Below are 25,544 nucleotides of genomic sequence, written 5' to 3' on the forward strand. Positions count from 1 at the left end.
ATTGCCCGTGAAAAAAATTTACTTATTCATTCTGCCCACTCTGATTTGTTTTAAAATGCAGGCGCAATTGCCTGTAACGCTTCTTACAAATCTTGAATATCCTAAAGCTCTGTGGATTCAAGGGGGCAATGTTTATCTGACAGAAACGGCAGGACGGAATACAATTTACGGAGGAAAAATTTCTCTTGACAGGTATCGTATTTCCAACGGGCAGAAAACCGTTATGGTTAACAATCCTGAGAATTCAGATGCCTTAGTTTCGGCAAGTGACGGCAAAGTTTATTTATCATCTTACCAAAATTCTATTCCCGGACAGTACGGAAAATTCAGCGTTGTTGATACGGGAACTTTTGTTGAAACACATCTGATGGACATTGCCATTGCATCAGATGATATGTTCATAGAAGCGAATGACAATATCAGCATTGCCGGCATGAGTGATCTTTCTTCAGCGAACAGTATTTATTATCTCACAGCAGGAAATTATACTTCTGCTGCCATTTTGCAGAACGGACTCGGAAGAGTATGGTGTATTTCAAAAAAAGGAAGCGATACGTATTTTTCCGATTTACATACGACATACTATTTTGGCCCGAACGGAATCATACATACGTTCATGAATAAAAGTGTTATCTCAATCACGTTCAGTTCCAATTATCTGTTTTACGCAGATTATTTTTCGGGAACAGTGGGAAGAGTAAATCTTCAAACGATGGCTGACCAAATCCTTTTGTCGGGCTTGAATGCACCCATCAATGTCAGGTACGATGCGGGAACGAATAGTTTGTTTTTTTTAGAATCAGGAACTGACGGTGCTCAGTACAAAGACGGAACGCTGAAAGTTCTGCGGAATGTGGACAGTTCGATAGCAGGTGTAGCATCTGAGGAAAATAATAATGCTGTGAAAATATTTCCCAACCCGTTTACTTCTTCAGCATCAGTTGAATTAAATTTTCCTGTTCAGGAAATGATTTTCGAACTATATGATGAATTTGGAAACATAGTAAAAAGCATTCGAGCCGCAAAAGAAAAGTTTGAAATTGAAAGACAATATCTTGCCGCAGGAATTTATTTCTACAAAATTTCTGACGTAGAAAAAATTATCGCAACTGGAAAATTAATTATTCAATAAATCACGATGCAAAACATTAACTACATTCGTCACACTATCATGCGGGCAAAAATTTTCTTAGCAATTATTTTTCTTTTCACAGGAAAATTATTTTCTCAGAACGATACACTTTTCTTCCGTCACTACAATCTGGAGCACGGGCTTTCCAACCGAAATGTTACTTCGGTGATTCAGGATAGTTTGGGTTTTATGTGGTATGGCACGCACGAAGGCATCAACAAATTTGACGGTTATAAATTTATTCCTTTCAAGCACGACCCGAAAAATCCAAACTCGCTGGTGAGCGATGATGTGACTTGTCTTGCCGTGGAAAAAAACGGAATGATTTGGATTGGAACGAAAATGAAAGGCGTGAATCTTTTCAGTCCTTACTCGCACGAGTTTAAAATTTTTCATCACGATGAAAAAAATCCTTCTTCGCTGAGCGATGACCGAATTTCTTCTCTCTATGTGGACAGCATTCATCAGGTCATCTGGATTGGAACTATGAACGGTTTAAATGCGCTTGATATAAAAACAAAAAAGATTTCTGTTTACAAGCACGATGAAAAAAATAATTTCAGCCAACGGACTGATTCCGACAATGTCGGGACATTGAGCAATGATAAAGTTACAGCAGTGAAAGTGGATAAAAAAGGAATTGTTTGGATTGGAACGGATGGGGGAGGGCTGAACGTTTTTGATTATGACGCGAAAAAAATCTCATCTTATCAGCACGATGAAAAGAAAAATTCCGTCAGCACAAATATCATCAGAGATGTTTTTGTGGACAAGCAGCACACCGTTTGGATTGCAACTCCTAATTCTTTGAACTCACTGAATCCTGAAACAGGCGAATTCAAAATTTACAGGCACGATGAAAAAGATGAACACTCGATTTGCAGCGATGACATCACGAGTGTTTACCAGGATAAATTTGGAAAAATATGGGCGGGAACCGCGCGCGAAGGATTATGCGTGTATTATCCGAACTCGGGAAAATTTTTTCTTTACTCGCACGAAAAAGAAGTACCGAATTCTTTAAGCAGTAATAAAATCAATACCCTTTCGCAGGGAAGGAGCGGAATGTTCTGGGCGGCAACGAGCGATGGAGGTCTCAATGCTTTCAGTCCGAAGACACTCAAGTTTAATTTATTTTCTCCCATTCCGAAAGGAGAAGATGAAAGTGTGTATGAAAAAATTTCCTGCATGCTGACGGATAAAAATAAAAATCTTTTCATCGGTACAAAAGAAAACGGGATTTATGTCATAGGAGAAAATCACAAAGTGAAAAATTTCAGGAAAGAAAAATCAAATGCTAATTCCATTTCCGATAATAATGTGAATTGCATTTTTCAGGATAAGGATGGAAAAATATTTACAGGAACAGATGCCGGTCTGAATGAATTTAATTCTTCTTCAGAAAAGTTCAGAAAAATTATTTTCGATAAAAATTATTCTGATGGCGAAATTTCCGCAGTGTATGAAGACCGCGACAATATGCTTTGGATTGGAACGAAGGACGGAAGTTTATTTTCCTTCGATGAAGCAAGCAATGTTTCTTCGGCTTACTCGAATAATAATAATTCTGGCGGGCAGTTGAGCGAAAATAATATTACGTGCATCACGCAATCGCAAAATGGAATCATCTGGATTGGAACGTACGGAAGCGGCTTGAAAAAATTTGACCGCAAGACAGGAAAATTTTTTATGTACCGCAGCGATGATAAAGTTGCTCATCCCATCGGTGGAAATTTCATTAACAAAATTTACGAGGGAAAAGACGGAGTTCTTTGGATTAGTACGCAAGGCGGAGGATTGAACGTGCTTCACCCGAACACAAATGATTTTACGGTTTACACAATGCTCGATGGCTTGCCGAATAATTCTCTCGGTTCAATTTTTCAAGATGATAGTTTGAAACTTTGGATTGGAACAGACAATGGAATTTGCAGATTAAGTTTTGACGGAGAAAAAATTCAGCAGTGCAGAATGTTTGATATGATTGACGGTTTGCCCACAACAGAATTTTATGACGGAGCAATTTGCAGGAATCAGAATGGAAGAGTTCTTCTCTCCTGCAAAAAAGGTTTAATCACTTTTCATCCCGACAGTTTGAAAAATAATCCGTACAAGCCGCCCGTCATCATTACAGATTTCATGCTCTTCAATAAAATCATTCAGCCGAATGATTCATCGGGCATTCTGAAAAATTCTATTTCAATTACGAAAGAATTATTTCTGAATCATAATCAAAATTCTTTTTCGTTTGAGTTCACCGCTATCAGTTTCATCAACCCGATGAAAAATAAATACGCGTTTATGCTCGAAGGTTTTGACAAGGACTGGATTTTTCACAACGCGCAAAACCGCACGGCAACTTATACAAACCTTGACCCCGGAGAATATATTTTCAAAGTGAAGGCAAGCAACAACGATGGAATCTGGAATGAAGAAGGAACTTCTGTGAAAATTTTTATCGCGAGCCCGTATTATAAAAAATGGTGGTTTGTTTTGCTTTGCGTTTTTTTCACTGCCTCAATCTGCTATACGATTTACTGGATTCGCCTGCAAAGAATTCTTGAGATGGAAAAAGTCCGCACGAACATTGCCCGCGATTTGCACGATGATATGGGTTCTGCGCTCAGCAGTATTTCCATTTACAACGAAGTGGCGAAAAAAATGACGGAAGAAAAAGTTCCTGAAGTTGCTTCTGTGCTTTCGAATATGGGCGATACTGCGCGCGAATCCATGGACAACATGAGCGACATCGTGTGGGCTATCAATCCGAAGAATGATAAGTTCTCTGCGATTATGGAACGCCTGAGAATTTTTGCGAATCCAATTCTCGAAGCAAAAGAAATTCAACTTCATTTACAATTTTCAGAATCTCTCGGAGATTTGCAATTGCTGATGCAACACAGAAAAAATATTTATCTCATCCTGAAAGAAAGCATCAACAACATTGCAAAATATTCCGAAGCGAAAAATTGTTTTATCATAGTGGAAAAAAAGGAAAAGCGAATGAACATTCAAATCAAAGATGACGGAAAAGGTTTTGAAAAAACAGAACTCACGCTCGGAGGAAACGGATTAATCAATATGAAAAATCGCGCGGAAGAATTAAATGGCTCGCTGAATATTTCTTCTGAAATTGTAAAAGGAACGATTGTGAATTTTCAATTTGAAATCTGATGGCAAAAAAAATAAAAGTTACACTGTATGACGATAACAACTCGCTGCGGAAAAGTTTGGAGCAATTGATTCAAACCTATCCCGATTTTGAATTGGCGGGAAGTTTTCCGAATCCGCTGCACATTCTTGACAACACAAAAGAAAAAACTCCCGATGTAATCCTGATGGATATTGATATGCCGGGAATGACGGGTATTGAAGCAGTGGAACTCGTTCATAAAAATTTTCCCGAAGTAAAAGTAGTGATGCAAACAGTTTTCGATGAAGACGAAAAAATTTTTCAATCCATCTGCAATGGAGCGGTAGGATATATTCTGAAAAAAACTCCGCCATTGCAAATTCTTGATTCAATCAAGCAGGCAAAAGATGGCGGTGCGCCAATGACTCCTTCCATTGCAATAAAAATTCTGAAAATGTTCCGGCAGCAACCACCGCCACCCGAAGAAAAAGATAAAGTGGATTTAAGTTCGCGCGAGCAGGAAATTCTTTCAGCGCTCACAAAAGGCATGAGCTATAAAATGATTGCCGAAGAAATTAAAATCGGAATTGATACCGTTCGCTTCCACATAAAAAATATTTATGAGAAACTACACGTTCATTCAAATACCGAAGCGGTTTCGCGCGCGTTGAAAGAAGGACTAATCTAAAATTCCAAAATACAAATCCCAAATAACAAACATTTTTTCATTCTTGGAATTTGTTTTTTGGGATTTGTTGGTTGAATTTCTTTGAAATTTCGCCTACCTACATTAAGATGTAGTTGATGACGCCTCGCGGTTGATATACATTTGTTTTAAGAAACAAAAAAATCAACCACAAAAATCAAAACAATGAAAACTATCATCTACGCTCCGCTCGCTGTAAACAGCAATTCAAATTCAATGGCGCTCAACTTAACCAAAGTTCCGTTCGCCATCGAAAACAAAATTGAGTTCAACATGGTTTCCATAAATATGTGGAACCGCATTTACAGAAAACAGGAAACTGCTGCTTATAATAAGGAAGCAAGCATCTGGTCACTGAACTTTATCAGCGCTGCACTTTTCAAAAAACTCAGCATGACAGTTGTGTTAGTGCTGCTCTCAATTTTTTCTTTCGGAAAAATTACTATCAATGATGCAGAAAAATTTGTTAACGCGAATTCAAAAATCACTGCCGTTGCTGAAACAGAAAAATTTCTCTGGATTGGAACGAATAACGGAGTGGTTCGTGTGAACAAGAAAAATGAAAAAGCAGTTTATCTCACTGTTTCAAATTCAAAACTGCCTTCCAATAATGTTACTTCCATCTGTGTTCGTAAAGACGGCAATGTTTGGATAGGAACTGCAAATGGAATTTTGCGCTATGATAAATTTGCATACATCGTTGTAAATTCTGATAATTCACCTCTTGCAGAAAACAAAATCACTTCAATAGTGGAAGACAAGAAGAATGATTTGTGGATTGGAACTTCGCATAGCGGATTAATGAAAGTTCATAATCTTTCTTACCAAATTTACAACCCAAAAAAATCTCCGTTGAAAAGCGATAACATTGCTTCACTTACTACCGATGAACAAGGAAATGTATTTGTGAATAGGTAGAAATTAATAAATGTGGTTGTGTAAAGCGCTCTTCACCGGGCGCTTTATTTTTTTACAGCGGAGGCAGTTCAATATCATCCTGCACAATGAACGCTCCCGGAAAATCATCTGAGATTTCCTGCAGAAGTTTATACGCTTCAAGTTTGGTTCGGAAATTTCCCACCCTGATTTTGAAATACGGCTGCTGGTAATCTAAGTAAGCCGGAATATCTTTATACTGCGAAGTGAATTTTGATTTTGTATCGAGCGCTTTTGCTTTCTCCGCGCCAAAATGAATTTGCACGCGGTAGCCCTTCATGGTTCCGCGCTTGGCTTCGTTAATCAAAACATGTTTCAGGATAAGTTCATTCACGCGTTTATCCTGAATGATTCCGCTGTCGGCAGCGAAAGCGCGGAGAGAATCGGATTGGCAATAAGAATTCAGAAAGAAGAAAAAAGAAATCAGAAGAAGTCCCGATTTTATCGGGATGCAAAGCCAATTTTTTTTTTTCATTGAAACAAAAATAATAATTTCGATGCTTGAACTTTATTCGGCAAAGTAATGATATTCGTCATGCTGTTAATAACTCTTTAACAAAAGAAAAAATTCTTGTTCAGGATATAAGAAAACTTTTACTTTTGTCACGCAATTGTCATAGAAATTTGCTCTTTTACAATGACCAAACTTATTTTATGATTTGTTTCTACTCCCGCTTCTCTGAATTTCTTTTAAAATCTTTTTTTCTCTTCGTTTTTATCTGCCCGTCAGTAAGCATTAGCTTGTCTGCCGAAGACGGAGGAAAACTTTTTAAGCAAAACTGTTCGCGCTGCCATACGATTGGCAAAGGCAAACTCACCGGACCGGATTTGCAAGGCGTTTTAACACGTGTTCCTTCTGAAACGTGGATGCATGCATGGATTAAAAATAACAAAGCTGTTTTGAAATCGGGCGATGCGTACGCGAATAAAATTTTCAATGAGAACGGAAAACAAAACATGGATGTGTTTGACGGAGTTCTCAGCGATGAACAGATTGATGCGGTGATTGCCTACGTGAAAAATCCTCCGGCTGAGAAAAAAGAAAATGCTCCCACTGCTGCCGGTGAAAATGCAGCGCAGCCGCAGGAAAAAGGACTTCCCGCATTTACCATTCTTCTCATTGCCGCAATTGCTCTTCTGATTCTCGTAAGCGTTCTCGGAAGTGTAAAAAAACATCTTCAGGATAGCGTGAACGCTAAAAAAGGTTTGCCTCCTTCCGAACCGCAAAGCGCCTATCAGTGGGTGAGACATCATAAACGCATTACTGCGCTTATCGTAATTATTCTCGGAGGATTTTGTGTGCGATGGATTTATATTGGCGTGATGAACATCGGAGTTTACGATACGTACAAACCAACTCAGCCAATAAAATTTTCTCACCAGGTTCATGCAGGAAAACTTTCTATCAATTGTGTTTACTGTCATAGCGGTGCAGAGAAAGGAAAAACTGCCGGAGTTCCTTCCGCGAATGTTTGTATGAATTGCCACAAAGCAATTTCTGAAGGGCCGCTTACAGGAAAAGTTGAGATCGCAAAAATTTATGACGCTGTCGGATGGGATCCTGCGAAAGGCGCTTACACAAAACCGCAGCACCCTTTGAAATGGAACCGCGTTCATGCGCTTCCTGATTTCGCTTACTTCAATCACTCACAGCACGTGGTGGTTGGAAAACAGGATTGTAAAAACTGTCACGGAGATATTGCTTCAATGGATGTAGCGCAGCAAATTTCTCCGCTCACAATGGGTTGGTGCATTGACTGCCATCGTAAAACAGAAGTTCCGGGAATGGCATCCAATCCTTACTATGCTGATTTGCATGCTAAACTGAAAGAAAAATATAAAGGTGAACCCATCACAGTAGAAAAAATGGGCGGACTGGATTGTATCAAGTGTCATTATTAATATATAATAAGGAAGAAGTTTATGAAAAAATACTGGCAATCGCTTGACCAACTCAACGGAACTCCTGAGTTTCTTGATTCCGCTAAGAATGAATTTGCAGAAGATGTGCCAACAGCGGTACTTGGAAGAAAAGGTGTTCCTGCCGTAAAGGGAGAAGAAAGTTCAAATGATTTTTCCCGCAGAGATTTTTTGAAGATGATGGGATTCACTGTTGGAGCCGTAACACTTGCTGCCTGTGAAACCCCGGTGAACAAAACCATTCCTTATGTTATCAAACCGGAAGAAATCACTCCCGGCATTGCCAACTATTATGCTTCCACTTATTTTGACGGACATGATTACTGTTCGGTTCTTGTAAAAACCCGCGAAGGCAGACCAATCAAAATAGAAGGAAATAAAAAATCTCCCATCACGCATGGCGGAACCAGCGCGCGCGTGCAGGCATCGGTACTTTCTCTTTATGATTCTCACCGTTTGAAAGGACCTATGATGAAAGGAGAAACTGTTTCATGGGATAAAATTGACAGCGAAATTGGTTCTAAACTTTCCGGCAACGTTCGCATTCTTTCTTCCACCATCATTAGTCCTTCTACAAAAAATGTAATTGCGAATTTCTCTGCTAAATATCCGAACACGCGTCATGTGACTTACGATGCGGTTTCTTATCACGCGCTCGCGAAAGCAAATGACGGAATCATTCCTTCTTATAATTTCGACAAAGCAAATGTGATTGTAAGTTTTGCGGCTGACTTTTTAGTGAACTGGCTTTCTCCCGTTGAATACGCCTGGCAATATGCGCAAGGCAGAAAATTAAATAATGGAAAGAAAACTTTATCAAAACACGTTCAGTTTGAAAGCATGCTTTCTCTTACAGGAAGCAACGCAGATGTTCGAGTTCCGGTGAAACCATCGCAAATCGGAACGGCAGTGGTGAATCTTTACAATGCGCTTGCTTCCATGTCTGGTGGAAATACGGTTTCTTCTTCGGGAAAGGTTGCTGAAAAAGAAATTGCCGATTGTGCCAAATGGTTGTGGGCGAACAAAGGAAAATCATTGGTGGTTTGCGGTGTGAATGATTTGGCAATTCAAACGGTGGTGAAATGGATGAACGATATTCTCGGCAACAACGGGCAGACGGTTGACACGGAAAATTATTCCAATTGCCACCAGGGAAATGACGAACAGTTCGCCAACCTGATGGAGGAAATGAAGAATGGAAAAGTGGATGCCCTCATTATATATAATAGTAACCCTGCTTACACGGCTCCGGGTTTTGCGGATGCGATGAAAAAAGTTGCAACGAAAATTTCTTTCGCAACTTCAATGGATGAAACCGCATCGCTCTGCAATTATGTTTGCCCCGATAATCATTACCTCGAATCATGGAATGATGCCGAGCCGAAGAAAAATAAATTCTCTCTTGCGCAACCCACCATCGCTCCTATCTATAACACGCGCTGCGCGCAGGAAACGCTTTTGAAATGGAGCGGAAATAATTCCGATTACTATTCTTTCATTCAATCTACGTGGGAAAAACTTTTGTTCCCTGCGGACAAAGGTTTCACCGAGCACTGGAATGAATCTCTTCACAACGGTATTGCAGAAATTGTTCCCATGCCGGTTGACGAGAAAACCAAAAAGGAAGACGAAAAGAAAAAGGAAGAAGCGAAAAAGAATGAGAAGCCGGAAGAAAAAGAAAAAGATGTAAAAGATTTTGCGAATGCAACAGCGCTTGTTGCAATGATTGGTCGCGAGGAAAAAAAGGATGGATGGGAACTCATCTGCTATGAAAAAACCGGAATAGGAATCGGCAACCAGGCAAACAATCCTTGGTTACAAGAACTTCCTGACCCGATTTCAAAATGCACCTGGGATAATTACATCACCATGAATCCTTCCGAGATGAAAGGAAAATATTCTCAACTCGAAAGAGGAGATTATATGGGAGATATTGTTAAACTCACAGCCCCCTCTAACTCCCCCGAAGGGGGAGAATTGGCGCACGATTCCCCCCTTCGGGGGAAGGGGGGGCTTTTAGTCCCTGTCTTTCCTTCTCCCGGTCAGGCGCTCGGAACAATCGGTCTCGCGCTTGGCTACGGAAGAACCCATGCCGGCAAAGTTGCCAATGGAGTAGGGGCGGATGCGTATCAATTTCTTCAGTGGAAAAACGGAACTATTCAGAATTCTGTTTCAGGTGTGAAAGTGAGTGATGCAACAGGAGAGAAACACGAGTTCGCCTGCACGCAAACGCATCACACCATCATGGGAAGAGACACCATTGTGCGCGAAACAAATCTTGAAACCTATCTCAACAAGCCCAAAGAAGAATGGAACCCGATGGTGGGTGTTGCCATGCACGATGAGCACGCAAATTATCACGAAGAAGGAACCTTAAAAGCAAACCTTTGGGATGCGCACGATAAACCCGGTCACCGCTGGGGATTGGCAATTGATTTGCAGTCATGCATTGGCTGCGGTGCCTGCGTGATAGGATGTTCCGCAGAAAATAATGTTCCCGTTGTGGGCAAAACAGAAATAAGAAAGACACGCGAGATGCACTGGATTCGCATTGACAGATATTATTCCACCGATTTGAAATATGCCCAGGAAGGAGCCAAAGAAAATAAAGGGCTCATTGCTTCCTACCGCGAAATGGAACATCCTTCAGAAAATCCAAGAGTGGTTTTTCAGCCCATCATGTGCCAGCATTGCAACCACGCGCCCTGCGAAACAGTTTGTCCGGTGCTTGCAACCACTCACAGCACGGAAGGAATCAACCAGATGATTTATAACCGCTGCATCGGAACTCGGTATTGCGCCAACAACTGTCCGTACAAAGTAAGGCGCTTCAATTGGTTTCAATACGACAGCAACGCAATGTTTGCCGATGTGAATCCTGCATCGTGGGGAAATGATTTAGGAAGAATGGTGTTGAACCCCGATGTGGTAGTTCGCTCGCGCGGTGTGATGGAGAAATGCACCTTCTGCATTCAGCGCATTCAGGAAGGAAAACTTCGCGCAAAGAAAGAAGAGCGCAAACTGAAAGACGGAGATATTCAATCCGCCTGCCAAACCGCTTGCCCCACCAACGCATTGCTCTTTGGCGATTTGAATAATCCCGAAACAGAAATCAGCAAACTATACGATAGCGAAAGAAGATATTTGCTTTTGGAAGATGTGGGAGTGCAGCCGAATGCTTTCTATCTTACAAAAGTCAGAAACACAGAAGAAGAAAAAGCATAGGATGTACTAATTCCTTCGAGGTTTTTAAAACCTCGAAGGATTGATTAAGAAGAAAAGAAAAACGATGAATAAACTAACAAGCACGGTGAGCAACAAATCCAAAACGCTGAATATTTTTCCGGCAATGGTGAATAATTCTCCGCTGAGGGTGAACAACCTCAGTGCGAGGGTAAACAACCTCAGCGGAAAGTTAGATAACCCCGCACAGAAATTAAACAACCTCAGTGCGAAATTAAACAACCTTGCTGCGAAAGTCAACAACCTTGTTGCGAAAGTCAACAACCTTGCTGCGAAATTCAACACCGTTATTCATACATAACACTCAAAAACATGAAAAAACTTCTCCTCTCTTCAATTTTTGTTCTTCTTACCGCTGTTGCCATGCTGAGCGGAGTCGAAGCATTCGCACAAAACAGCCGCCTTTGGGGAACCTATTATGGCGGAACAAACAATGACGAGGGTTTTGCCGTTGCCCGCGATTTGGCAGGCAATGTTTACCTTGCCGGATACACTGCCGATACCACCGCTTCCATTTTCGCTTCTTCGGGAGCATTTCAGGGAGTATATGGAGGCGGAACAGACGATGCTTTCCTTGTAAAGTTTGATGCTGCCGGCAATCGTCTCTGGTCAACTTACTATGGAGGAAGCGGCACCGATTACGGCTATGCCCTCTCCACCGATGTGAATGGAAATGTTTACCTCGCTGGTTATACCAACAGCCCTGCAGGAATTGCTGCGGGCGGTTTTCAAAATACAATTGGTGGTGGCTACGATGCATTCTTGGTGAAGTTTGATGCCAACGGCAACCGCCTCTGGTCAACTTATTTTGGCGGAACTGCCAATGAATCATCAGGCGCTTCAACAGGCGAAGGTCTCGCCACTGATGCCGGAGGCAATGTTATTCTTACAGGCGTTACCGCCAGCCCTAACGGAATTGCTTCGGGCGGTTTTCAAAATACTTACGGAGGCGCCAACGATGCCTTTGTGGCAAAGTTTAACGCAGGCGGAAATTTACTCTGGTCAACCTACTATGGAGGCACCTCAGCCGAACAGCCATACGATGCAAGCGCAGACATGGCGGGAAACATTTATGTGGCAGGAGCCACGCAAAGCACTACCAATATTTCTTCTCCCGGTGCCTTTCAAACCGGATACGGTGGAGGAACGGATGCGTTTGTAGTCAAGTTTGGTCCCGGTGGAAACAGAATCTGGGGAACGTATTACGGTGGCGGAAGTGCCGATGAAGGGCGCGCGCTGAAAGTTAACGGAAGAAAAGTTTATCTCTCGGGAAGAACGCAAAGCACATCAGGCATTGCATCGCCCGGTGCCTTTCAAACCGTTCAGGGTGGCGGAGGAAATTACGATGCATACCTTGTAAAGTTCGATTCCAGCGGAACACGCAACTGGGGAACGTATTATGGAAACACCGGCAGCGATGCCGGCTATGGGCTTGCTATTGATTCGAGAGAAAATATTTACCAGGCGGGCAGAACCAGCAGCGCCACCGGCATTGCCACTCCGGGCGCATTTCAAACCACCTTCAGCGGCACCATTGACAATATGCTGGTGAAATGGGATTCGGCAGGCATTCGCCTTTGCGCTACTTACGCAGGAACCACCGGTTCTTCTCTTTCTTTTGGCGCAGCAATTGGCGGAGGAAAAGTTTATATTGGCGGATACACCAGCAGCACCGGAGGAATTGCGGGCAACGGTTATCAGAATACATTTGGCGGAGGCGGGTTTGGTGCCAACGATGGCTTCCTCATAAAATTTGAATCCTGCATCAGCGATACCATTGTTTCTGTGAGTGCAAAATGCAACGGGCAATGCAACGGAACTGCCACTGCACAGGGAAAATGGGCAACGCTTCTTCCTTATTCTTATGTATGGAGCACTATACCTGCGCAGAATACGCAAACCGCCACCGGTCTTTGTGCTGGAAAATATTATGTAACCGTTACCGATGCCAACGGAAACGCCAACACCGATTCGGTAACCATTACGCAGCCCGCCACTATTGCAATTACCATGACTTCGCTGCCTGCAAGTTCCTGTTCTCCCTGCAACGGTGCGGCTAACGCAAGTGTATCGGGAGGAACTTCTCCTTATATGTATGCATGGTCTCCTGGCGGAGGAAATGCCGCAACCGCCACCGGGCTTTGTTCAGGAAATTACACGGTGAATGTAACCGATGCCAACGGCTGTACAGGAACAGCAACAGTTACTGTTGGCGGAACATCCGCAGGACCCACTGCTTCAATTTCTTCTTCCACCAATCTTAAGTGCAACGGACAATGCATCGGCACTGCAACCGCAGCAGGCACGGGCGGAACTCCGCCTTATACCTATGCTTGGTCTAACGGGCAATCCACGCAAACCGCTACAGGACTTTGCGCGGCAAATTATACCGCCACCGTAGCCGATGCCAACGGATGTTTTTCAACCGCTACGGTAACCATTACTCAGCCGCCAGTTCTTTCTTCGGGCGGCTCGGTAAAGAACGTAACGTGCAACGGAGCATGTGATGGTTCAGCCACTATTACTGTTGCTGGCGGAACTCCGCCATATACCTATTCATGGGCTCCTGGCGGGCAAACCACTTCTACGGCTACCGGTCTTTGCGCAGGAAATTATACTGCCACCGTTACCGATGCCAACGGCTGCACCGTTTCAATGAACTATCCCATTGTTCAGCCCTCTTCCATAGGCATTGCCACTTCTTCGAACAATGCAACCTCGTGCGCGCCCTGCAACGGCTCTGCAAGCGCTGCAGTGGTGGGAGGAACTCCTCCTTATATGTATGCATGGGCTCCCAGCGGAGGCAATTCTTCTGCCGCCACCGGACTTTGTCCCGGCAATTATACCCTCACTGTTACCGATGCGAACGCCTGCACTGCCACTGCAACCGTCAGCGTGGGAGGAACAGCGGGTGTAATCACTTCTATTTCTTCTTCCATAAATATTGTTTGCAAGGGCTCGTGCACGGGTTCGGCAACTGCTTCGGGAAGCGGGGGAACTTTGCCTTATACCTATGCATGGTCTGACGGGCAAACTGACCAAACTGCCACCGGTCTCTGCGCGGGAAGTTATACGGTAACTATTACCGATGCCGGAGGATGTTATTCTTCCGCCAGCGTGAACATTACAGAACCCGCAACGGCTCTCACTGCCGCCACTTCGCAAGTCAATGTTACCTGCAATGGCATGTGCAACGGAATGGCAAGTGTGAATGCTTCCGGTGGAACTCCGCCTTATACTTATATGTGGTCACCCAACAGTCAAACCACTCCCGGTATTTCCAATCAATGCGCGGGCAATTACACTGCTACCGTTACCGATGCTCTCGGCTGCGTGCTCACAGAAACATTCAGCATCACTCAGCCCTCTTCGCTTGGAATCGGCACTACTTCTAACAACGCCACATCCTGCGCTCCGTGCGATGGCTCGGCAAGCGCAGTGGTAGTTGGCGGAACTCCGCCCTATACGTATGCATGGTCTCCCGTTGGAGGAAATTCTTCTGCCGCCACCGGTCTTTGCGCAGGAAGTTTTACGGTGAATGTAACCGATGCGAATGGCTGCACGAATTCATCAATAGTAAGTATTACAGGTCCTGTGCCTCCGAGCGCAACTATTTCTTCTTCCACTAACGCAACCTGCAATGCTGCCTGCGATGGTTCTGCAACCGTGAGTGTATTGGGAGGAACTCCGCCATTTACCTATTTATGGACACCGGGCGGACAAACTACTTCCACCGCTACGGGGCTTTGCGCGGGAAGTCATAATGTGACGGTAACAGATGCGGGAGGATGTTCTTCTTCTGCAAATGTTGTTATTACGCAACCGGCTGCTCTTACCGGATTCAGGTCGCATACCGATGTAACCTGCAACGGGCTTTGCAATGGAACTGCAACTGTAAATGTTTCGGGAGGAACTCCTCCTTATGCTTATACATGGGTTCCTACGGGAGGAAATGCTTCCACTGCCACCGGTCTTTGTGCGGGAAATTATACGGTGAACATTACCGATGCGAATAACTGCACACTCGCAAGAACGTACACGGTTACTCAGCCGTCTTCCATCGGAAATGCCATGTCGTCCAATTCATCTTCTTCCTGTTCGCCCTGCAACGGAACGGCAAGCGCCACTACGATTGGCGGAACTCCGCCCTATACGTATGCATGGTTGCCCACCGGAGGAAATTCTTCTGCGGCAGCGGGACTTTGTGCCGGAAATTATACGGTGGAAATAACCGATGCCAACGGCTGCACCGGTTCTGCAACAGTAAGTGTGGGAGGTTTATCAGGACCCATTGCTTCTGTTTCTTCCACGAACGTAACCTGCAACAGCGCGTGTGACGGAACTGCCTCTGCAACCGGAAGCGGTGGCACACCGCCTTATACTTTTGCATGGGCTCCCGGAGGAGAAACCACTTCTGCTGTCACCGGTCTTTGCGCGGGAAGTTACACCGTAACTATTTCCGATGCGGGCGGATGTTTTTCTTCTTCTGTTGTAAACATAACACAGCCATCTGCGCTTAACGGCTCGCCCACGCAAACCAATGTTTCGTGCAACAGCGCATGCACCGGTCAGGCGGGCATTACGGTTTCGGGCGGAAACAGTCCTTATACTTATATGTGGAATAACGGAGCCACCACTGCTTCTGCAACCGGGCTTTGCGCGGGAAATTATACTGTGACAATAACCGATGCAAGCGGCTGTACGCTCACGCATACCTATACAATCACGCAGCCCTCTTCCATTGGAATAGCCACTACTTCAAACAACTCAACATCCTGCACGCCTTGTGATGGCTCTGCAAGCGCAAGCGCAGTGGGCGGAGTTCTTCCTTATAATTATATGTGGTCGCCCAGCGGAGGAAATGCCGCCTCTGCCACCGGGCTTTGCGCGGGTATTTATACCGTGACTGTCACCGATGGAAACTCCTGCATGGCAACCAGTACTGTCAGCATTGGCGGTCCGATGGGACCTACGGTTACGATAACTTCTTCGGGACCTTCTGCTACTGCAACTGCAACAGGAAATTCTCCGTTCACTTATTCATGGTCAGACGGGCAAACCACTTCCACTGCTACCGGGCTTTCCACCGGAACGTATACAGTTTGCGTTACGGATAATGGAGGGTGCATTACCTGCGCGACAGTTACAATCAGTTTAACAGGTGTTGGTGTTCCTGTTGCAACCAATTCGGTGAAAATATATCCGAACCCAACAACAGAGATTGTTTTTGTGGAAGGATATTTTTCAAATCCGCAGACAATAACCATTTCGGTAATGAATATGCTTGGCAAAACAATGTTCCGCGAGCAGGTGAATTCAGGCAATTACATGAATAAGAAATTATATACAGGCAATCTTGCTCAGGGAATTTATTTTCTGCAGATTGTCGGCAACGGAGCAATACTAAAAACAGAAAAACTCGTGATTCAATAAAAAATAATTAACGATTAGATTTATGTTTAAAGAAGCATCCATACGCGAGCCGCTCATTTTAGGAGATAAAATTTCATATCACCAGATTTCGGAAGATGTTGCCCGCCCCGTTGAAGGCAAAGCAAACAAATTATGGTGGACGGTGTTCACCATTATGTTCTGCGCAATGCTCTGGGGATTTGGCTGCCTTGCTTACACGGTAGGAACAGGAATTGGCGCATGGGGAGCAAACAAAACTGTTGGATGGGCTTGGGACATTACTAATTTCGTTTGGTGGATTGGTATTGGTCATGCGGGAACACTTATCTCCGCAGTGCTGTTGCTTTTCCGCCAGCGCTGGAGAATGGGAATCAACCGCTCGGCAGAAGCGATGACAATTTTTGCAGTTATTTGTGCGGCAATTTTTCCTGTGTTTCACATGGGAAGAGTTTGGCTGGCGTACTGGGTAATGCCCATTCCGAATCAGTTCGGTTCTCTCTGGGTGAATTTTAATTCTCCGCTTCTCTGGGATGTGTTTGCAATCTCAACTTACTTCACCGTATCAGTTATTTTCTGGTATCTCGGATTGATTCCCGACTTTGCAATGATTCGCGACCGCGCAAAAGTTGCCGGCAACAAAATGCGCCAGATGATGTACCAGATTCTTTCTTTCGGTTGGAGCGGAAGAGTGAAGGACTGGGTTCGCTTCGAAGAAGTTTCTCTCGTGCTTGCGGGACTTTCCACTCCGCTTGTGTTTTCAGTTCACTCAATCGTTAGTATGGACTTTGCAACTTCAATAGTTCCGGGCTGGCACACAACCATCTTTCCTCCTTACTTTGTTGCGGGAGCAATTTTTTCCGGCTTCGCTATGGTGCTTACGCTTGTGCTCATTATGAGAAAAGTGTTAGGGCTCGAACATTACATTACGGTGAAACACATTGAGTACATGAACATCATCATCACGCTTACCGGCTCTTTGGTGGGCATTGCTTACCTCACCGAATTTTTTATTTCGTGGTATTCAGGCGTGGTATATGAATCGTATGCGTTTATCAATCGCTCATCGGGACCTTACTGGTGGGCTTACGCAACTATGATGACCTGTAATCTGGTTTCTCCGCAACTTTTCTGGTTCAAAAAGATTCGCACAAATCTTATGGCAACATTTATTTTGTCGTTGGTGGTGAACACCGGGATGTGGTTCGAGCGTTTTGTGATTATCGTTACTTCGCTTCACCGCGATTATCTTCCTTCTTCGTGGACAATGTATTCGCCCACGTGGATTGAAGTTGGAATTTTCATCGGCACGCTTGGATTTTTCTTCACCGCATTCCTCGCGTTCTCAAGAGTATTTCCTGTAATTGCGCAGAGCGAATTAAAAACGATTATGAAAATTTCAAGCAAGGTATTTAAACAAAAAAACCAGCCCTAACCCTAAAGGGAACAAAGGCAAGGAAAAATTAATAAATAAAAACAACAACTCGCTCTTCTCCCTTTAGGGCAGGGGCAAATAGTATGAAATCAATTCACGCGATATACGATGACGATGAAGTGCTGGTGAGCGCGGCAAAAAAAATTAACGGAGCGGGAATAAAAGTGAAAGAGGTGTTTACTCCGTTTGCGGTGCACGGGCTTGCAGAAGCGCTTCACGTTCCGCGCACGCGCATTGCCATTTGTTCTTTTCTCTATGGCTGCACCGCGCTGAGTTTAGCATGTCTGGGAATCTGGTATTTTATGGTGAGCGACTGGCCAATGGATGTGGGCGGAAAACCAAACTGGACTTTGTATCATAACATTCCCGCATTCATTCCTCCGATATTTGAGTTCACTGTTTTCTGTTCCGCGCATTTAATGTTCTGGACACTGCTTTTCAGAAGCTGGATTCTTCCCGGAGTAAAACCCAAAAATCCTGACCCGCGAACAACGGACGATAAATTTTTAATGTGGATTGAAACAGATGATACAGATAAAGTTTCACGGCTGCTGAAAGAAACAGGAGCGAGTGAAATAAAAATAGTTTAATACAAGTACAAAGTATTAAGTAGTATGAAAAGCAAAATAAATAAAACAAAAAGAATTTTTAAGTTGAATGCCTTGGGCATTGTACTTTGTACTTTGTACTTTGTACTTTCTTCCTGCAACAATGTTCCGAACAGCCCCGGCTGGGAATACATGCCCGACATGTACCGCTCTTCTTCCTACGAAACTAATTCGGGCAACAGAATTTTTGCTGATAGTTTATCCAACCGCAAACCTGTTGCCGGAACAATTTCCCAGGGATGGGTTGCGAATTCAGATTACTCGATGACGAAAATGCCTTATCCCTATAAGAACGACAGCGCGGGCTATGAAGATGCAGGAAAAAATCTCAAAGACCCTTTTCCCGCTTCTGCAGAAATGGTTGCGCAGGGAAAAGAAAAGTTTGAAAAGTATTGCATTCACTGTCACGGACCCAACGGGCAAGGCGATGGAACTGTGGTGACGATTGGAAATTTTCCTCCGCCACCGGCTTATAATTCTCCGCAACTGAAAAATCTTCCCGAAGGAAAAATGTTTCACACGCTTCAATACGGAAAAGGCATGATGGGCTCGCATGCTTCGCAGTTAACGGTGGAAGACAGATGGAAAATTATCCGTTACGTGCAAACGCTGCAGAATCCCGGAGGAGCAACAGCAAATGCAGCACCTGCTGATACAGCGAAAAAAGAAATGAAAGCGCCTGCGATGCCGAAAGACACAACTAAAAAAGCAACCGATAAAAAGTCATAAGAATTTATGAGTATGAATTATGAATTCACCAACAAAACGAAGAAGATACTCTTCGGAATGATGGGCATTGGCGCACTCGCGCTCGTGTATGCAATGATTCGCCATATTCCCATTCAGCGCGTGTGGGCAAATCTTCTTGTAGATATTTTCTTTTTTCTTTGCCTTGGCATTGGCGCTACTTTTTACATGGCGAAAAAATATGCAGCCGAAGCATCTTACGCCATCGTTTATAAAAGAGTGTACGAAGCCATCAGCGGTTATCTTCCGGTTGGAGTGCTCATGCTTTTTGTTTTTCTTGTCTGCGGATTTTTAGGATTGCACCATATATACAAGTGGACAGACAAAACTGTTTATGACACTGCGAGCGAACACTACGATAAAATTCTTGCCAACAAAGCGCCTTACTTCAACCCGTTTTTTTACTGGGCAAGATTTATTTTGTATTTCGGTGGAGCCATCTATGCGCGTAATCTTCTCCGCAAACGCTCGCTCGAAGAGGACTTGACAGGCGATATAAATCTTCACAGGAAAAATATTACCACCTCCGCAGGATTTTTAGTGCTCTTCGGATTTATTACTCCGGTGATGGTGTGGGATGTAATCATGTCGGTTGATACGCATTGGTTCAGCACTATGTTCGGATGGTATGTGCTTGCAGGTTTCTGGTGCACCACGATGGTGGTGATCACGCTGCTCTCGCTTCACCTGAAAGACAAAGGATATTTGCCCGAGATGAACGATAATCATTTTCACGATTTGGGAAAATGGATTTTTGCTTTGAGTTTTCTCTGGACTTACACTTTCTTCTGCCAGTTCATGCTCATCTGGTATGCAAACATTCCCGAAGAAGTAACTTATTTTCACGACAGGATTGACGCGATGGGATATCGTCCGCTGTTCTGGATTATGTTCTTCATAAATTTTTCTTTCCCGATGTTATTTTTAATGTCGCGCGATGCAAAACGGAATTCAACATATTTGAAAATCATAGGAGGAATTTTAATTTTCACACACTGGCTCGATGTTTTTGTAATGGTGATGCCGGGAACAGTAGGTGGGGGCTGGAGAGTTTTTTCTCCCTTTGAATTAGGATTATTAATCGGCTTTGCCGGATTATTTTTATTTGTGGTGCTCACACAACTGGCGAAAGCGCCCATCATTGTGCAGAAACATCCGTTGTTAGATGAAAGCAAACATCATCAGATATAAATAATAATGCTAATATACTAATGCGTACTAATGAAACGAATAATACTAATAAACAACATAAAAATGGTTGCCATCATTCGTATTATTCGTCATTTTATCATTTGTATCATTAGTATCAATTAGTATATTGGCATTTTAATTTAAAGATTAACGAATATATATGATAACACTTTTAACCTGGGCAGTCATCATTCTCGCAATCGTTTTAGTTTGCCGGCTGATGAAGATTTATGAACTTGCGGCAGAACTTCGCGGAGGAAAACCGCAATGGGAAGTTACGGAAAGCGACAACCGCATGAATGCGCGCCTGATGATTTTGTTCTTCCTTGCATTTCTTGGTTTTGCATTTTATCATTTATATGTATTTATTCCGAAACTTCTTCCTGTTGCCGCATCGGAACACGGAGCGAAAATGGACTGGCTCTTCAACTTCAACATGATTATTATCGGGTTTGTTGCCATTGTTACAAACTTCTGCCTGTTTTATTTTGCATTCAAATATTATGGAAGCAAAAAAAATAATCAAGCCACTTTCTTTGTCGAAAGCCATAAACTCGAATTAATCTGGACGGTTGTTCCGGGAATTGTTCTTACTGTAATTATTTTTCTTGGAATCAAAACATGGTCGGATATTACTTCCGCTCCGCAGGGCGAAAACATTGTGATTGAACTTTACGCAAAACAATTCGACTGGACGGCACGCTACGCGGGAAAAGACAATATCCTTGGAAAAAGAAATTTCAAAAAGATTACCGACACCAACCCGATGGGATTGGATTTGACCGACCCGAAAGGAAGCGATGATATTGTGGCGCGCAACGAATTTCATATTCCGAAAGGAAAGACAATTTATTTCAAACTCGGTTCGCGCGATGTGATTCACAGCGCCTACATGCCACACTTCCGCGCGCAAATGAACTGCGTTCCGGGAATGAGCACCGAACTTCATTATATTCCCACCATCACCACCGATTCAATGCGGAAAGACCCGCAGGTGATAAAAAATATTGCCGAGGTGAATGAAATTCTCGCGAAGAAAGGAGAAGCACCCATTGAATTTAATTATCTATTGCTTTGCAATAAAATCTGCGGGCTCAGCCATTACAACATGCAGATGAATATTATTGTGGATGAACCAAAGGACTACGAAGCATGGCTTGCAAAGCAAAAAACGGTGGGCGAAACAATGAAAGTTGAAACTGCGGAAACAAATTCTGCAGGAGATAAAATGACAGCAGAAAAAAAATAACCCTTCGACTACGCTCAGGATGACAATAGCGATAGCGTCAGTTCGGGCGGAGCCGGGAACAAATATTAAATATTAGATAATATGTCAGACCATTCACACGACCACGAACACGCAGAGCACCATGAGGAACATCACGAGCAGAGTTTTATCTCCAAGTATGTGTTCAGCATGGACCATAAAATGATTGCCCGCCAGTTTTTGATTACGGCAATCTTCATGGCAGTCGCGGCAATGATGATGTCCACTCTTTTCCGCCTGCAGTTAGCATGGCCCGATGAAAAATTCGCCATCATGAACTGGCTGCTCGGAGATAAATGGGCGCCCGGTGGAAAAATGTCTCCCGATATTTATCTCGGTCTCGTTACCATTCACGGAACCATTCTCGTGTTTTTCGTTCTCACAGGAGGATTGAGCGGAACATTTGCGAATCTTCTCATCCCTTATCAGGTGGGCGCACGCGATATGGCATCACCGTTTCTCAACATGCTTTCGTTTCATTTCTTTTTCTGGGGAGCCGTTCTTATGATAGGAGGAATGTTTCTTCCCACAGGACCTGCCGCACCGGGATGGACGGTTTATCCTCCGCTCAGCGCGCTTCCGCAGGCAATGCCGGGTTCGGGAACAGGAATGACGATGTGGCTAATCAGCATGACGCTCTTTATTATTTCTGCGCTGCTTGCCGGTTTGAATTACATCATCACTGTGCTTAACCTTCGCACAATGGGAATGACCATGATGCGCTTGCCGCTCACTGTTTGGGCGCTGCTCATCACTGCCGTGCTCGGAGTGCTTTCATTTCCTGTTTTACTTTCCGCCTGTTTGTTGTTGATGTTTGACAGAATAATCGGAACCAGTTTTTATCTCTCGGATATTTATATTAACGGAACGCCATTGGAACATTCTGGCGGAAGCCCGGTTTTGTTTCAGCATTTGTTCTGGTTCTTAGGGCATCCGGAAGTGTACATCATTATTCTTCCCGCGCTCGGGTTGATGTCAGAAATAATTTCCACCAACGCGCGCAAACCGATTTTCGGATACAAAGCAATGGTGGGAAGTATTCTTGTGATTGCGCTTCTTTCATTTGTTGTGTGGGGGCATCACATGTTCATCACGGGAATGAATCCGTTTCTCGGTTCGGTGTTCGTGTTCACCACCGTGCTGATTGCAATTCCTTCCGCGGTGAAAGCATTTAATTACATTACCACTCTCTGGAAAGGAACTATTCGCTTTACGCCCGCGATGATGTTCGTGATTGGTGCGGTTTCCACTTTTATTACCGGAGGTGTAACAGGAATTATTCTTGCCGATGCCGCGCTCGATATTAACCTGCATGATAATTATTTTGTGGTGGCGCACTTTCACATTGTGATGGGATTGTCTGCCATTCTCGCCATGTGCGGAGGTGTTTACCACTGGTTTCCGAAAATGTTTTTACGCATGATGAATAAGAAACTGGGCTACTGGCATTTCTGGCTCACGTTCATTGCGGCTTACGGAGTATTTTTTCCGCAGCACTTTTTAGGATTGGCGGGCGTGCCGCGAAGGTATTACACCAACTCCGCGTTCCCCATGTTTGAAAATCTTATTGACATAGAAAAGATGAGCACCTGGTTTGCCATACTCGGAGCGGTGGCTCAGTTTATTTTCGTGTTCAACTTTTTCTACAGCATTTTCCGCGGCAACCGCGCTCCTAAAAATCCATGGGGCTCCAACACGCTCGAGTGGACAGTGGAAGTGGGGCATCATCACGGAAACTGGGGAAAACATCTTCCGGTGGTTCACCGCTGGGCGTATGATTACAGCAAACCCGGAGCGAAAGAGGACTTCATTCCGCAAACCGTTCCTCTTGAGCCGGGCGAACTGGATGAAGGGAAAGGATACCATTAAGAAAATGAGCAGGTGAAAAAATGTGAAAGTGAGCAGGTGAATGAATCTCACTTTCCCACGCTCTCACTTTCCCGTTTTCTTGTTTTCACACTTTTCACTTTTCACTTTTCACTTTTCACTTCCGCGCAGGTGGAAGATTCCATCCGTGTTGCTTTTCATTCAAAGCCAAAACTCATAGGAGGAATTAATACCAAGAATACGTTCATCAATGGATTTCGTTCGCCCATTTACACTGCGTATGCAGGGCTTGATTTTAATCACACGGTGAGAATAGGCGCGGGGCTTTCGTGGCTGCATCTTTCTCCCTATGAAAACGGAAGAGACAACACGCCTTTTTATCTGACTCAAACTTTTTCCGATACTTCAGGCGTACACGAGGTTCATCCTGAGTTGCAGTTCCGCTACATTAATTTATTTTTCGAGTACGTTTATTTCAAATCGAAAAAATGGCAGTTCAGTGTGCCGCTGCAGATTGGAATTGGCGGTTCAAGTTATCAATATAACTACAACGGAAAAAAAAATAGTGAAGATGCGCACACCATTCTTCTTTATGAGCCAACCGTTTCCGGTCAGTATAGAATTATAAAATGGTTTGGCGTTGAATTGGATGTGGGCTATAGAATCATGCTTGTCACCAACAAAAACATCAAAGGAAAATTTGATTCTCCCATTTACAACGCGGGAATCGTTATTTACTGGGGAGAATTGTACCGCATGGTTTTTCCCAAGAAGTAGAATGTCAGGACTTACGCAAAACGGTGTCATTCCGAGCGAAGCGAGGAATCTCCTTTGTGCCAAACATAGGAGATTTCTCCCTCTGGTCGAAATGACAATACTCACTAAACTTCTGCGTAAGTCCTGAATGTAATTTGTACATTCGCAAAGCTGCGTTGCTGCTGCTCAAATCATCGGGCAAGCCCGTTACCGCAGAGGACGAACTCAAAGCGCTTCAGAAAATGGTGAAGCAGCGCAAAGAATCGGCTGAGATTTACCAGCAGCAAAACCGCAGCGACCTTGCGGGTGTGGAACTCTTCCAGATTTCGGTAATCGAGCAATACCTTCCCAAACAAATGAGCGAAGAAGAAATCAAATCTGCATTGGCTCAAATCATTTCACAAGTTGGCGCAACAACTCCTGCCGACATGGGCAAGGTAATGGGCGCTGCCACCAGGCAATTTGCAGGCAAAGCCGATGGAAAAGCGGTTGCCGCGCTGGTGAAGGAACTCCTCATCGGCAAATAAGCGCAAAAAACCGTAAAATCAGAGGAGCAGGTCATTGGAAGCAAGGAGCAGGTCATTGGCTCAAAGGAGCAGGTCATTGGAAGCAAGGAGCAGGTCATTGGCTCAAAGGAGCAGGTCATTGGAAGCAAGGAGCAGGTCATTGGAAGCAAGGAGCAGGTCATTGGAAGCAAGGAGCAGGTCATTGGAAACAAGGAGCAGGTCAAACGAAGCAAGGAACAGGTACGGGGCTCTCAGGGATATACATAACGAAAGGAGAAACTGAGAAAGTGAGAAAACGGACAGGTGAGCAAATCACACTTTCTCACTTTCTCATCTTCTCCCTGTCTTCTTTTTTACCGAATGGCAATGTACAATATTTCGCTGAAGTTGTAAAGGTCAGTGCCGTGAGTAACCGTAACTTTCTTGGCTTTGTTAGTGGTAAGAATGGTAGCGTTCTTATCGGTGGTGGCGCTCATTTTAGCAGCCGTTTTTTTGGTGTGTGACGGAGGCAGCACCACGGAATAATGCACGGCTATAATGGTTCCCGCTTTAAACCCGCTTACGATGAGTTCGGTAACCGGAAGCGCAACGGGTTTTTCCCATTTTGCGGGCAGTATATTTTCGTCAGTGGTTATTCCGTATTCATACACATACGTTGCGTGCCCCTTGGTTGCTGATTTCACGCGCACATGAAAACTTCCTTTTTCGGCAGGCAATGATTCAAAGTC

At 44.0% G+C, this 25,544-nt stretch carries 18 protein-coding genes; 16 read left to right on the forward strand and 2 right to left on the reverse strand.

The annotated features are described in order from the left end of the window. The first annotated feature begins 7 nt into the window (after positions 1-7). The 4 genes from HY063_04025 to HY063_04040 all read left to right on the forward strand — a co-directional run bounded on the left by HY063_04025 (position 8) and on the right by HY063_04040 (position 5,889). On the forward strand, positions 8-1,132 hold the full coding sequence (locus tag HY063_04025) for a T9SS type A sorting domain-containing protein (GenBank protein MBI3500941.1): 1,125 nt from the start codon (positions 8-10) through the stop codon (positions 1,130-1,132). A gap of 39 nt (positions 1,133-1,171) precedes the next feature. Then, entirely contained in the window at positions 1,172-4,306 is a 3,135-nt protein-coding gene (locus HY063_04030) for a hypothetical protein (GenBank protein MBI3500942.1), read from the forward strand. Further along, positions 4,306-4,953, forward strand: coding sequence for a response regulator transcription factor (locus HY063_04035; GenBank protein ID MBI3500943.1), 648 nt, complete (start codon positions 4,306-4,308; stop codon positions 4,951-4,953). The genes HY063_04030 and HY063_04035 overlap by 1 nt, the downstream gene beginning before the upstream one ends. 183 nt (positions 4,954-5,136) lie before the next feature. Next, positions 5,137-5,889 carry a hypothetical protein gene (locus HY063_04040; protein ID MBI3500944.1) on the forward strand — a complete coding sequence of 251 codons (753 nt, stop codon included), beginning with the start codon at positions 5,137-5,139 and terminating at the stop codon, positions 5,887-5,889. A 52-nt stretch (positions 5,890-5,941) separates the two neighbouring features. Here HY063_04040 and HY063_04045 read toward each other — a convergent pair whose 3' ends face one another. Then, a complete protein-coding gene (locus HY063_04045) occupies positions 5,942-6,382 on the reverse strand; it encodes an SPOR domain-containing protein (protein MBI3500945.1) in 441 nt (146 codons plus the stop codon). A 179-nt stretch (positions 6,383-6,561) separates the two neighbouring features. Between HY063_04045 and HY063_04050 the strand changes: the two genes are divergently transcribed. The 12 genes from HY063_04050 to HY063_04105 all read left to right on the forward strand — a co-directional run bounded on the left by HY063_04050 (position 6,562) and on the right by HY063_04105 (position 24,837). Beyond that, positions 6,562-7,809 (forward strand): c-type cytochrome, encoded by a 1,248-nt coding sequence (locus tag HY063_04050; GenBank protein ID MBI3500946.1) that lies wholly within the window; start codon positions 6,562-6,564, stop codon positions 7,807-7,809. A 21-nt stretch (positions 7,810-7,830) separates the two neighbouring features. Beyond that, the gene (locus HY063_04055; protein MBI3500947.1) at positions 7,831-11,052 is read left to right on the forward strand and encodes a TAT-variant-translocated molybdopterin oxidoreductase; all 3,222 of its coding nucleotides are present in this window, start codon (positions 7,831-7,833) and stop codon (positions 11,050-11,052) included. Between the two features lie 64 nt (positions 11,053-11,116). Beyond that, positions 11,117-11,371, forward strand: a complete 255-nt coding sequence (locus HY063_04060; protein MBI3500948.1) for a hypothetical protein — start codon at positions 11,117-11,119, stop codon at positions 11,369-11,371. Between the two features lie 11 nt (positions 11,372-11,382). Further along, entirely contained in the window at positions 11,383-16,503 is a 5,121-nt protein-coding gene (locus tag HY063_04065) for a T9SS type A sorting domain-containing protein (GenBank protein MBI3500949.1), read from the forward strand. Positions 16,504-16,525: 22 nt separating this feature from the next. Next, complete coding sequence (gene nrfD / locus HY063_04070; GenBank protein MBI3500950.1) at positions 16,526-17,914, forward strand: polysulfide reductase NrfD; 1,389 nt, start codon at positions 16,526-16,528, stop codon at positions 17,912-17,914. A gap of 83 nt (positions 17,915-17,997) precedes the next feature. Beyond that, positions 17,998-18,504, forward strand: a complete 507-nt coding sequence (locus HY063_04075) for a DUF3341 domain-containing protein (GenBank protein MBI3500951.1) — start codon at positions 17,998-18,000, stop codon at positions 18,502-18,504. Positions 18,505-18,528: 24 nt separating this feature from the next. Next, positions 18,529-19,251 carry a cytochrome c gene (locus HY063_04080; GenBank protein MBI3500952.1) on the forward strand — a complete coding sequence of 241 codons (723 nt, stop codon included), beginning with the start codon at positions 18,529-18,531 and terminating at the stop codon, positions 19,249-19,251. Positions 19,252-19,308: 57 nt separating this feature from the next. Continuing rightward, positions 19,309-20,460 carry a quinol:cytochrome C oxidoreductase gene (locus HY063_04085; GenBank protein ID MBI3500953.1) on the forward strand — a complete coding sequence of 384 codons (1,152 nt, stop codon included), beginning with the start codon at positions 19,309-19,311 and terminating at the stop codon, positions 20,458-20,460. A 160-nt stretch (positions 20,461-20,620) separates the two neighbouring features. Then, on the forward strand, positions 20,621-21,709 hold the full coding sequence (locus HY063_04090; GenBank protein ID MBI3500954.1) for a cytochrome c oxidase subunit II: 1,089 nt from the start codon (positions 20,621-20,623) through the stop codon (positions 21,707-21,709). A gap of 81 nt (positions 21,710-21,790) precedes the next feature. Continuing rightward, positions 21,791-23,596: a cbb3-type cytochrome c oxidase subunit I gene (locus HY063_04095; GenBank protein ID MBI3500955.1), complete on the forward strand. Its 1,806-nt coding sequence runs from the start codon at positions 21,791-21,793 to the stop codon at positions 23,594-23,596. A 12-nt stretch (positions 23,597-23,608) separates the two neighbouring features. Continuing rightward, positions 23,609-24,331 (forward strand): hypothetical protein, encoded by a 723-nt coding sequence (locus HY063_04100; protein ID MBI3500956.1) that lies wholly within the window; start codon positions 23,609-23,611, stop codon positions 24,329-24,331. Between the two features lie 134 nt (positions 24,332-24,465). Next, on the forward strand, positions 24,466-24,837 hold the full coding sequence (locus tag HY063_04105; protein MBI3500957.1) for a GatB/YqeY domain-containing protein: 372 nt from the start codon (positions 24,466-24,468) through the stop codon (positions 24,835-24,837). A gap of 332 nt (positions 24,838-25,169) precedes the next feature. Here HY063_04105 and HY063_04110 read toward each other — a convergent pair. After that, the coding region (locus HY063_04110) for a hypothetical protein (protein ID MBI3500958.1) at positions 25,170-25,544 on the reverse strand (375 nt) is incomplete at its 5' end.

Source organism: Bacteroidota bacterium (assembly GCA_016195025.1).
Classification (GTDB): Bacteria; Bacteroidota; Bacteroidia; order Palsa-948; family Palsa-948; genus Palsa-948.